Raw genomic sequence first — 10,503 nt, 5'->3', positions numbered from 1 at the left:
TGGGCCCACGGCTCCCGGACGCGTGGGGCCAACGGGTACGTAACGCCCCGGCCCGACGCGCAGGACCGTTTCTGCCCGGTCCGGCCGGTCCAAAGGCTCCTTGCCGTCACCGTTCCACGCAGTACCTTCGGTGCGCACAACCGGCCACGGTCGGCTCCGAATTGAGGGGAAGCACAGTGCGCATGGGTGACCGCGTCGACGGACGGTACGAGCTGGAGGGCGGCCCCCTGCCCGGCGGCAGAACCGAGGTCTGGCTGGCCAAGGACACCTTGGTGGGGCAGCAGGTGGCGCTCAAGCGGGTACGGATGGGACACGCCACCTCAGCCGACGACGACTTCACCCATCTCCGCGCGGAGGCAAGGGCGTTGGCCACCTTCCGCCAACACCCCCACGTGGTCACCCTCTTCGACGCGGTCCAGGTCACCGAAGCGGGAGCCACGGAGTGCTGGTTGGTCATGGAGTACGCGGCAGGTGGCAGCTTGGCCGGGCGGGAACCCATGAGCCCAGGCGACGCCGCCCGCATCGGCGCCCAGGTCGCCCACGCGCTCACCGCCCTGCACGCCGCCGGGATCGTGCACTGCGACGTCAAGCCAGGCAACATCGTGCTCGACGAGGAGGGCACCGCCAAACTCACCGACCTCGACTCCGCGTACCGCCTCAACGGCGAGACCATCACCCCCAACCACGGCGTCTCCTACACCCCCGACTACGCGGCCCCCGAAGTCGTCCAGGGCAACCCGAAGCGGGCGTCGGACGTCTTCTCGCTCGGCGCCACCGTCTACGAGTTGATCGTCGGGCAGCCGCCGTACGCGATCGCCGGCTGGCCGGAGGACGAGGGTTACGGCGACGACGCCGGTGAGCCCGCGGGCACCGGGGAGTCCGCGGACGACGACAGCAGCTCCGCACACCCCGCCGAGGAGACCGCGGACCACGCCTGGCGCCAGCGGCTGCGGCAGCGGCGGGGCGCGCTGCGCCTGGACGCCGCCGTCGGCCCGTTGGACGAACTGCTGCGAGCGATGCTCGCACCACTGCCGCAGCAGCGTCCGACCGCCGATGAGGTACGGCGCGGGTTCGCGGAGGCGGCCGGGCGCGGGGGTGCGGCGGCCCGGCGCGGGGAGGCACCGGCGCCACGCCCTGGGCCGGCCGCCGGCCCGGTGCACTCTCCCGCAGCGGCGGGTGGGACTTCGGCAGCGGCCGGGAAGGCGGTGAACGAAGCGGCGCCGGATGCGGCGGAGAAGGCCCCGGGTGCGCCGGCACGCGAAGGGGACGCCGCACCTGCCGTACGGACCGCACACACCACTCCAGAACCCACGCCCGCGCACACCCCTCCAGACGCCACACCCACGCCCACGTCCGTGCCTGCGCCCGCCGCGCCGAACGTCACACCCACGGCACACGCCGCGCCCGCTGCCCCTGACCCCACACCCACACCACACCCCGCGCCCGCCACGCCAGACGCCACCCCCGCAGCCCCGACCACACCCTCCGCCCCGGGCGTCACGCCCGCGCACACCGCTCCGCGCTCCACACCCACCTCCGCCACCCCAGCCGCCGCACCGGACTCCGCCCCGGAACCCGCCGACACCACCCAGAAGTCGGCCCCCACCCAGAAGACTCCCGGTCAGCAGGCCCCGGCCCAGGAAGCCACAGCCCAGGAGACCTCAGCCCAACAGTCCCCCGCACGACCCGCGGACCCGGACTCGGAACGCGAATCGGCCGGCGCAGGAGCCGGAGCCACCCCGGCAGGGGAAGCCCGGGCCCTCGCCGCCTTCGCCGTACCGATCAGGCGCCACCCAGGGCTGACGGCCGTCGGGGCGCTGGCCGTGGCCGCCCTCCTCGTCCTCGTCTGGGCCGCGCGCGGCTGGGGGGACGGCTCCGACGGCCCGTCGGCGCCGAGGCACTCGTCACCGCCGCGAGCGGCCCAGAGCACCCCGGTCGACCAGCGCGAGAACGACCCGTGCGCACTCCTCGACACCAAGGCCCTCAGCCGCTTCGGTTCGGCCCAACTCGACCGCTACTACGGCAACTTCGACCGGTGTGACGTCCTCGTCCGGCACAGCGAAACCAGCGAGGTGGACATCAAGCTCGACCTCAGCAACGACCCGCCGTCCGACGTGGCACCCCCCGCGCGCACGGTCGGCCGGATCGGGGTGGGCGAGGTGTCGGCGGACGACGAGGAGTGCACCCGCTCGGTGCTGCCCATCGGCCAGGACCCGTACAGCATCTACATCACCGCCCACGAGACCGAGGCCGGGCCGGCGCCGCTGTGCGCGATGGCCGACGCCACCGCCACGTTGGTGGCCAAGCAACTCGACGAAGGCCCCATCCCGCGCCGTACCACCCAGCCGCCGGCGGACTCGCTGCAACGGCTCGACGCCTGCACCCTGCTCGACGCGCGGGCCCTGTCGGCCGTGCCGGGCATCGACGCCGCCGACCCCGACGTCGGGTACGGCAACTGGGAGTGCGAGTGGCAGAGCACCACGTCCAACACCTCGGCCGAACTGCGCTTCGACCGCGGCCAGACGAAGGTGGAACCGCGGGCCCGGCACACCAGGCTCGGCGGGCACGCCGCGTACGTGGAGCCGGGCGGCGGGGACGAGGACGCCTGCCGGGTCCGGGTGGAGCACCGCGAGTACACCGACCACCGCGGTCGGACCGGTAAGGAAGCCATGTACGTCGTGGTCAGCGGCGCCGGGGCCATGGACGAGCTGTGCACCATGGCGACGGGCCTCGCCACCTCGGCCGCCGCCGGGCTCCCCCCGCTGAGCAGTTGACCCTGGTGCACGGGGGCAACCCCGGGTGCCTTGCCGCGACGGCCGAGGTGGTGTGCGGGAGCACGGCTCCTTTGTACCCCCGGCCGCGTGGGAGGGGTCCCCAACCGCTGGGTCACAGTGGTGCCGGAACCAGCCTAGGAGGCCCTGTGAACAGTCGCGACAGCCTGGCCCGCGGGGTCACCCGGGCCGCGCCCGGCACCCTGCACGCACGATCGTTGTGGGGTGGCATCAAGATCGCGCCCACGCCGGGCCGCGTGTTGCGGTTCGGCCGCGGCGAGCCGCCGGGCGTGGAGCTCACGGTGGGCGACGACGACCTGCGGGTGAGCCGCCGGCACGGCGAGCTGACCTACCGGGAGGGCGCCTGGTGGCTGCGGAACCAGGGCCAGCAACTCGTCCGCCTGCCCCGCGGCAAGCTCCTGCACATCAGCTCGGAACCGGTGCCGATCGCGGCCGGCTACACCCCCCTGTTCGTCAAGGGCTCCGGCTACCGCGAGCACCTGGTCGAGCTGTACGTCACCGACTACGACCAGGTGCTCACCCCGCGCCAACAGGCCAGAACGCTGGCGCCCAAGCGCTGGCCGCTCGCGGACGACGAACGGCTGGTCCTCGTCGCCCTCGGCCAGCGCTATCTGTTGTACGAGCCGGAGCCGCGTCCGCTGTCCTACCGGCAGGCCGCGGCCGAACTCGGCTGCCTCACCGGCGGGGTGCCCTGGGGCGAGCGCAAGGTGGCCTACCGGGTGGACGCCGTCCGGATGCGGCTGGCCAGGGCAGGTGACTTCCCGTACGAACTGTTGCGGACCGAGCCCGACGGGCCCAGCGACAACACGCTCAAGCACAACCTGCTCCGGGGGCTGGTGGAGTCGACCACCCTGGTGCCGCCCGACCTCGCCCTGCTCGACGGCCCGCTGGCCGGCGCCGGCGGACCAGGTGGTGCCCACCCGCCGGGCACCCGCTGAACGGCACGATTACCGTATGGCGCATGACCGATTCCGAGGATGTGCGTCGTATCGCGCTCTCCCTGCCGGAGACCGCGGAGAAGCTGGCCTGGGGCATGCCCACGTTCCGGGTGGCGGGGAAGATGTTCGTCACCATCCCGGACGACGAGACGTCGTTCGCGGTGCGCTGCCCCATGATCGAACGCCAGGAACTGATCGCGGCCGAGCCCGCCAAGTTCTGGGTGCCGGCGCACGAGGCGAGCTCGAACTGGGTGCGGGTACGGCTCGCCGCCCTCGATGACCAGCAGGAACTGCGGGACATCGTGGTGGACTCCTGGCGCCAGGCCGCGCCGCCGCAGCTCCTGGAGGACTCCTCGGCACCGGCGTGAGCCACCGGCCCGCTGGCCGACCACACCACCCACGACCAACCCGTCCGCCCCGACCAACCCATTCCACACCGGGTTGCTCGCTCACCCCACGTGGGTTGCTGGCCCGACCCGGGTTACTCACCCCACCCGGGTTACTCACCGTCCCCCACTCCCTAAACCTATCGATAGAGGACAAAGAGGGGCACAATGGAGTCGGTTGCATGCCGCACGGTGCGGCCGGATTGACTCGAACCAAAGGAGGCGAGACCCATGGCCAACGTCTCGCACCACCCGGCTGATCTGGCGAATCACCCGGATGTATCGGAGATGCGAGACCGCTACGCCAGGATGCTCGGGCGGCCCAGCGTGGTGGCGGTGGACGGGTTGCTGCTGCTCGCCGGGTTGTACGCGGCCATCTCGGCCTGGACGGTCCACTTCGCCGCCGCGGAGTCCGAACTCGCGCTGAACAACCTGATCATGGGCATCGCGGTGGCCGTCATCGGTCTGGCGCTGACCATGGCGCCGGAGCGGATGGGCGGGCTCAGCGGCGCCTGTGCCGCGATCGGTGTCTGGCTGATCGTGTCGCCCTGGGTGGTCACCCGCCACCCCGACACCGGGATGATCTGGAACAACGTCATCGTCGGCGCCGTCATCTGCCTCTGCGGCCTGGTCGCCGCCGGCATGGTGGTCCGCGCCGGCAAACACCCTTAGGACCACTCCTCCCCCACCCCACCAGGGTGGGCAGCCGCGCCGGTGCACACACCCACCGGCGCGGTTGTGCGCACCACCCCGCCTACGGAGGGCGACGGACGGGCGGACTGGGGTGAGGTGGGTGGCGTGGGTGGGTGGCGGTGGGTGTGATTCGCCTGTGTGGCTTGGGCGTGGGAGTGGGTGGGTGACGCGGGCGGTTCGCGGGCGTGCACGGGCACACATGGGCTTACGTGGACGGGTGGGGCGGCGGTGTGGGCCGGTTGCACGGGGTGCGGGCGGTCAGCCCGGGACGTACGGCCGATCAGCGCGGGGCGTACGGGCGGTGCTCGGTGAGCCAGCCCTCGGCGTACGCGACGGCGTCGGCCAGCGGAAACAGGCGCACGTCGGCCGCGCCCACGGTGCCGCGCACCACGGGGTGCGCACGCTCGAAGGCGGCGCCGAGGTCGGCGAAGCAGTCACTGTCGATCGATGTGTCGCGCACGCTGTGCCACCTGCGCCCCTCCCCGGCGTCGACCGCGAAGGACACCTCTTCCTGCGGGCCCGGAATCCGGTACTCGGCCAGGTGGAAGGCGGTGCACCGGTCGAAACCCGGGCCGAGCAGCAGCACCCGAGCCGCCGCCTCTTCCAGTCGGGCCAACGGGCTGCGCTCGCCCAACCGGCAGTCCAACGCATGGTCGGACACGATCGCCCGCGCACCGGGGCCGACGGCGGCGAACGAGGTCTGCGGGTGGGCGCTGCGCAGTGCGCCCGGCCAGGTGCGTACGGCGTCGGCGATCACGCCCATGCCGAGGGACGGGGTGGTCCGCGGGTCGAACGCCGGGGTCTCGGCGCGGATCTGCGGCCACCAGTCGGCGGGGACCGGCGGGTTGGACCAGCCGGCCGGGTCCGAGTTGTCCGCGGAGTGGGTCGGCACCACCAGCGTGCCGGTCGGGCCCAGGACGTCGAGCAGCGCCCCGACCACGCTGGGCGCGGCCCCGCAGACCCAGCCGAGCGAGCGGAGCGAGGAGTGCATCAACAGGGTCTCGCCGGGGCGCACCCCGAGCGCTCGGAGTTCCGCGGTGAGGGAGCCCCGGGTACACAGGGGGCCGGATTGCAGCGCCATGGGGGGTGAGTCTGCCCGACGGCCCGTCCACCCGGCCACCGGATTTCCCGGCGCGTCAGGATCACCCGCCGCCCCGTCGCGCGCCCCGCCCGCCGGGCGCGGGCCCGTCCGCTGCCCGCTCCCGCCCGCACCGGTCCGCGGGCCCGCCCCACGGCCGCCGGCCGGACGCCTTCCGGGCCGTCCCGCGGCCCGCCCCGGGGGTCACTTCCTGCCGCGCCCCGATCCCATGCCCGGCGCCCGCAACCGCGAGGGCTGTCGGCACCGTCCGTGGGTACGAGCACCGGAGCGGGGGCAGCCGTCCTCCGCACGGCCCACGCCCCGTCAACTGTGCGCGCTGGGGATACCCTTGGGCGTGAGGTGCATTCTTTTCTCTACCTGGCTCCGCGAGGGGGAATTCCGTGAGCAGTCTCAACAAAGGGCTCAAGAAAGTCGAGGTGGCCCTCAAATGGGACCCGAGTCCCGCGGGTGAACCGGTCAATGACCTCGATATCGTCGCCGCCACCTATTCCGTCGACGCACCGTACGGGAAGCCCGTCTACCTGGTGCACTTCGGCAGCCGCTCACCGGACGGCACCATCATCCTGAACCGGGACAGCAAGACGGGTCAGGGTTTCGGCATGGATGAGGTGATGACCCTGGAATTCGACCGTATTTCGGATTCCTATGCCCGCGTCGTGGTGGGCGTCGTCATCCAGCAGGGCGGCGGACGCAAGACGTTCGGGGAGGTGGAGGGCACAGGCGTGCAGATACAGGAGGGCTACGACAAGCTCGTCGAGTACGACTTCTCCACGGTCGCATCGGCGACGGCGGTGACCGTCGTGGAGTTCACGCGGAACGAGGCCGGTGAATGGGGCCTGCGGGAATCCATTCGCGGCTTCGACACCAACCCTGCGGGATTCGCCGAACTGATGGGCCAGCGAACCGACTGAGGCCGAGGCGCACGGCCCGCCGGCCGATCCGGCCGGTCCCGGCCGCACCGTGGTGTGCGGTTCAGCGCGGTCACCGTGCAGTCGGGTGCCGTTGCGACCTCGTGCCGTTCACTACGCCAGTGACCTTGTCACTGACCCTTGCGGGCCGCGTAATGTCGCGCGGCCCGCACTCTGTTTCCGCACTTCGTGGTGCACCAGCGGCGCGCGGCGTGTGAGCGCAGGAACCAGCGGGCGCAGCCCCGCGCACCGCACTCGGCGAGTTGGGCCGCGTCCGGTCCGGTGAGCAACTCCGCGGCATCGTCGGCGAGTTGGGCGAGCGCCGCGCCGCTCGGATCACCCGCGGCCGGCTCGGCCGCCCGGCGCGGGCCGTCCGCGGTCCAGGCCAGATAGGGCGTGGGCGGCGCGGCGGCGAGCGCGGTGTTCAACGCCACGAGGCTCGCCGCCGAGGGCTCCCGCCCGGCCGCTCGGGCCGCCAGCAACTCCCGTACCGCCTCGCGCAGCTCCCGCAGCCGGTCCAGCCCCGGGCCGGTGAGCGCCGTCCGGTCCGGCAGCAGCCCGTGGCGGACCAGCCACAACTGCCCGGCCGCCGCGTCCTCCAGCAGGTCAACGGGGCCGTGGCTGACCGTAAAGCGGGTGTTGACCAGGGCGAGCGCGAGGAAGCGTTCCTCGCCGGGAACGGCGAGCTGGTGCAGGAAGTAAGGGGCGTCATGATCCACCTCCTCATGCTAACGGTTGCACTTCTCCATGAGGAGGTCTAACGTCTCTCACGCTGAACAACATCAGAAAGCGTGAGAACCCTGGAGGTGCCCCCCGTGGCCATCGACGTCGGCAAGCTCCGCGACGACTTTCCGATCCTGCACCGGACGATGGACAGCGGCGCCCGGCTCGTCTACTTGGACTCCGGCGCCACCACCCACAAACCGCTCCAGGTGCTGGACGCGGAGCGGGACTTCTACCTGACGCGGAACGCGGCCGTCCACCGCGGCGCCCACCAGCTCGCCGGTGAGGCCACCGAGGCGTACGAGGCGGCCCGGCACGCGGTGGCCGGGTTCGTCGGGGCCGCCGACGACGAGGTGGTGTTCACCAAGAACGCGACCGAGGGCATCAACCTCGTCGCGTACGGGCTCGGCCAGGCGCTGCCGTCCGGGCCGGGTGCGCGCGGCCTCGGCCCGGGCGACAAGATCGTGGTCACCGAGATGGAGCACCACGCCAATCTGGTGCCGTGGCAGCAGCTCGCGGCGCGCAGCGGGGCCCGGCTCGACTGGTTCCGGCTGACCGACGAGGGCCGGCTCGACCTCACCGACCTGGACCGTCTGATCGACGCCGACACCAAGGTGGTGGCGCTCTCGCACCAGTCCAATGTGCTGGGCACGATCAACCCGGTGGGCCTGATCGCCGAGCGGGCGCACGCGGTGGGCGCGTACGTGGTGGTGGACGCGGCCCAGTCGGTGCCGCACCGGCCGGTGGACGTGCGCACGCTCGGCGCCGACTTCCTCGCCTTCTCCGGGCACAAGATGCTCGGCCCCAGCGGGGTGGGGGTGCTGTGGGGCCGCCGTGAACTGCTCGCCGAGCTGCCGCCGTTCCTCACCGGCGGCTCCATGATCGAGGTCGTGGAGATGGACCACGCCACGTTCCTGCCGCCGCCCCAGCGGTTCGAGGCCGGCGTGCCGATGGCCGCGCAGGCGGTGGGGCTGGCGGCTGCGGTGGCGTACCTGGAGGCGCTGGGCATGCCGGCGGTGGCAGCGCACGAGGACGCGCTCACCGCGCGGGCCATCGAGCGGCTGGGCGAGATCCCCGGTGTCCGCATCATCGGCCCGCGCGACCTCACCGACCGCGGCTCGGCCGTGTCGTTCACCGTGGACGGCATCCATCCGCACGACGTCGGCCAGGTGCTGGACGAACGCGGCATCGCCGTCCGCGTCGGCCACCACTGCGCGCGCCCCATCGTCCGCAGGTTCGGCATCCCGGCCACCACCCGGGCGACCTTCTACGTGTACAACACCCTGGACGAGGTGGACGCGTTGGCCGATGGGGTGCGGGCGGCGCAGGCGTACTTCGGCGCGTAGCAGGTCCTTCCGCCGTGGTGCGCCGCCCTCCGCGTGGCGCGCCCCGGCGGTCGGGGCGGCCCACCCGCCACCTGCCCGTACGAGCGGTCGCCGCCCGGAACGCCCGCCCCGCCGGCCGTGCGGGAGTGCGGCCCACCATCCGCCCGTACGAACAGACGCGGCCCAGGACGCTCGCCCCGCCGGCCGCCGGGGCGGACAGCCACCACGGTCAGCCCCAACGGCTGCATTCCGGCACGCGCCCCGGGACACTGCCCCCACCCAGCCGAAAAGGTGACCGAATCCCTACCGGCGACACAGCCTGATGTGCTCGCCACCCTCACCGACTTTGGTCATCCTGGTGGACCCAATGGCCTTGCCATACAGTCTTCCTGATGGCACATCACCTTTGGTAGGTGGTTCGTCATGAAGTCGGCAACACAGCTCAAGTTGGGCGCGTTACACCAGCTCAGCGTGCGGGTCTCCACCCACCCCGGGTTCTCGGTCCGCTCCCTGTTCACCGATCTGCTCGGCGGCCCGCCCCAGGGTGTGCCGCCGCGCATCCGCCGCAGACTCCGCGCGGCCCTGCCGCCCGACTCCGCCCATCTGCTCCAGTCGCTGTTTGCACACGCCCACACCCCGCTGCCCTGCCTGCTCACCACGGGCATCGACCCGTTCGCCGACGGCGGCGTCGAGGCCCAACTCGCCCGCATCCGCGACCTGTCGGCCGAGGCCGTCCAGAACGCGGTGGTCACGCACCTCCCTGACCCGCGGTCCGCGCTCCGGGAGCGGCTGTACGAACACCCGCTGGTCTTCTCGGCCGCCGCGGCCCACGTCCAGGAGGCCATCTGGCGCGCGTACCAGCCGCTGTGGCAGCGGACGGCCGCCGTCCGCGACCGCGAGACCGCGCGGATCGGCACCGCGCTGGTCACCGATCAGTTCGACCTCGTCCTCACCGGACTCGGCCCGAACTGCGAACTCGCCGACTCCTCACTGTTCTTCAACGACCCCGCCCGGCTGCACCGCAGCCCGACCGCACCCAGTTCGGCGGAGCCGAGCGACCGGCTGGTGCTCGTGCCACTGTTCTCCGGCCAGACGGCGACGGCCGCCTGCACGGTCAGGGCCGGCGCCCTCATCGGCTATCCGCCGTCGGGGCTCACACGCCTGTGGGACGGCGCGGAGGCGCCAGCGGCGTCCAACGCCCTGGTGCTGGTGCTCGGCGAGCAACGGGCGGCGATCCTGCGGCACAGCGTCCGCGGCACCACCATGACCGACCTGGCCAACCGCCTCGGCTGCTCCCCGGCGACCGCCACCTACCACTGCGCCCAACTGGAGCGCGCCGGCCTCGTCCAGCGGCTGCGGCAGGGGCGCACCGTACGGCTGCGGCTGACCACCCGCGGCGCGCACCTCATCGACCTGCTGCTGTGAGGGGGCCGCGGCGGGCGGCGGGCGTACGAGAGGCGCGGCGGCCACCGGCGTACGGCGGGCGCGGTAGGCACCGGGCTTACGCCAGGCGCGCCGGGCATGCCGCGAGCGCATCGGGCGTAGAGCGGACGTACAGGTACGCATCGGGGGCGGGGGCCGGGGCGCGGGGGGGGGGGGGGGGGGGGGCGCGCGGGGGGGCGGGGGGGGGGGGGGGGGG

9 protein-coding genes are annotated in these 10,503 nt (G+C 72.9%); 7 read left to right on the top strand and 2 right to left on the bottom strand.

Annotation, left to right across the window (positions count from 1 at the left end; all coding sequences use genetic code 11):
* Positions 1–182 precede the first annotated feature (182 nt).
* From AAHZ94_RS35840 to AAHZ94_RS35825, 4 genes are all read left to right on the top strand, one after another.
* Positions 183–2,774: a serine/threonine-protein kinase gene (locus AAHZ94_RS35840; RefSeq protein WP_349997795.1), complete on the top strand. Its 2,592-nt coding sequence runs from the start codon at positions 183–185 to the stop codon at positions 2,772–2,774.
* Positions 2,775–2,920: 146 nt separating this feature from the next.
* Positions 2,921–3,730: an FHA domain-containing protein gene (locus tag AAHZ94_RS35835; protein ID WP_349997794.1), complete on the top strand. Its 810-nt coding sequence runs from the start codon at positions 2,921–2,923 to the stop codon at positions 3,728–3,730.
* Between the two features lie 23 nt (positions 3,731–3,753).
* On the top strand, positions 3,754–4,098 hold the full coding sequence (locus AAHZ94_RS35830; RefSeq protein ID WP_349997793.1) for an MmcQ/YjbR family DNA-binding protein: 345 nt from the start codon (positions 3,754–3,756) through the stop codon (positions 4,096–4,098).
* A 249-nt stretch (positions 4,099–4,347) separates the two neighbouring features.
* Positions 4,348–4,788 carry an SPW repeat protein gene (locus AAHZ94_RS35825; RefSeq protein ID WP_349997792.1) on the top strand — a complete coding sequence of 147 codons (441 nt, stop codon included), beginning with the start codon at positions 4,348–4,350 and terminating at the stop codon, positions 4,786–4,788.
* Between the two features lie 301 nt (positions 4,789–5,089).
* Here AAHZ94_RS35825 and AAHZ94_RS35820 read toward each other — a convergent pair whose 3' ends face one another.
* Positions 5,090–5,890, bottom strand: coding sequence for an AAC(3) family N-acetyltransferase (locus AAHZ94_RS35820; protein ID WP_349997791.1), 801 nt, complete (start codon positions 5,888–5,890; stop codon positions 5,090–5,092).
* Between the two features lie 398 nt (positions 5,891–6,288).
* Here AAHZ94_RS35820 and AAHZ94_RS35815 point away from each other — a divergent pair, with 398 nt between their 5' ends.
* A complete protein-coding gene (locus AAHZ94_RS35815; RefSeq protein WP_349997790.1) occupies positions 6,289–6,819 on the top strand; it encodes a TerD family protein in 531 nt (176 codons plus the stop codon).
* A gap of 128 nt (positions 6,820–6,947) precedes the next feature.
* On the opposite strand, the gene AAHZ94_RS35810 is transcribed toward AAHZ94_RS35815, so the two are convergent.
* Positions 6,948–7,535, bottom strand: a complete 588-nt coding sequence (locus tag AAHZ94_RS35810) for a CGNR zinc finger domain-containing protein (RefSeq protein WP_349997789.1) — start codon at positions 7,533–7,535, stop codon at positions 6,948–6,950.
* A 96-nt stretch (positions 7,536–7,631) separates the two neighbouring features.
* Between AAHZ94_RS35810 and AAHZ94_RS35805 the strand changes: the two genes are divergently transcribed.
* Positions 7,632–8,885, top strand: a complete 1,254-nt coding sequence (locus AAHZ94_RS35805) for a cysteine desulfurase (protein ID WP_349997788.1) — start codon at positions 7,632–7,634, stop codon at positions 8,883–8,885.
* 402 nt (positions 8,886–9,287) lie between these two features.
* Positions 9,288–10,289, top strand: a complete 1,002-nt coding sequence (locus AAHZ94_RS35800) for a MarR family transcriptional regulator (protein WP_349997787.1) — start codon at positions 9,288–9,290, stop codon at positions 10,287–10,289.
* The last annotated feature ends 214 nt before the right edge of the window (positions 10,290–10,503 follow it).

The organism is Streptomyces sp. HSW2009 (genome assembly GCF_040240285.1).
Taxonomy (GTDB): Bacteria; Actinomycetota; Actinomycetes; order Streptomycetales; family Streptomycetaceae; genus Streptomyces.
This window is presented reverse-complemented; position numbering and strand designations above follow the sequence as displayed.